Here is a 681-nt window from a genome sequence, read left to right as displayed (position 1 = left end):
AGGTGTGCCGTTGAAACATGTTCTTGTCATTGACGATGATGCCGCAATGCGGCGCCTCATCGCCGAGTATCTCACGATGCATGCCCTGAAGGTAACCGCAGTCCACGATAGCAAGCAGTTTGACTATGTTCTTTCACGTGAGCCAGTCGATCTCGTGGTTGTTGACCTTAACCTAGGCCGGGAGGATGGACTTGCGATCGTCCGCAATCTGGCGACAAAATCGGATGTTCCTATCATAGTGATCAGCGGCGACCGGCTTGATGAGGCGGAAAAAGTGGTTGCACTGGAGCTCGGCGCAACCGATTTCATTCCCAAGCCTTTCGGGATGCGCGAATTCTTGGCCCGCATTCGAGTAGCGCTACGCCAGCGCATTTCTAGTCCGCGAACCAGAGAGCAGCGCTCATTTCGCTTTGGGGCCTGGAAGCTCAGCGTGAAGCAGCGGCGACTGATCTGTGCGGAGCGTGGCGAGGTCAAGCTTACCGCATGTGAGTTCAATCTCTTGATCGCATTTCTGGAGAACCCCCGCAACGTGCTATCCAGAGAACGGCTTTTGCTCGCGAGCCGTGTGCGTGGAGAAGAGGTGTACGATCGAAGTATCGATGTCCTAATCATGCGCTTGCGCCGAAAGCTGGAGGCTGATGCGGCCAACCCTCGCCTGGTCAAAACATCCCGTGGCGCAGG

The 681-nt window shown here is 55.9% G+C and carries 1 protein-coding gene; it reads left to right on the top strand.

The features are described from left to right. Window positions 1–10 precede the first annotated feature (10 nt). A partial coding sequence (gene virG, locus NKJ67_RS35085; protein ID WP_352556354.1) for a two-component system response regulator VirG occupies window positions 11–681 on the top strand: 671 nt, incomplete at its 3' end.

The organism is Mesorhizobium sp. M0088 (assembly GCF_040322895.1).
Classification (GTDB): Bacteria; Pseudomonadota; Alphaproteobacteria; order Rhizobiales; family Rhizobiaceae; genus Mesorhizobium.
This window is presented reverse-complemented; position numbering and strand designations above follow the sequence as displayed.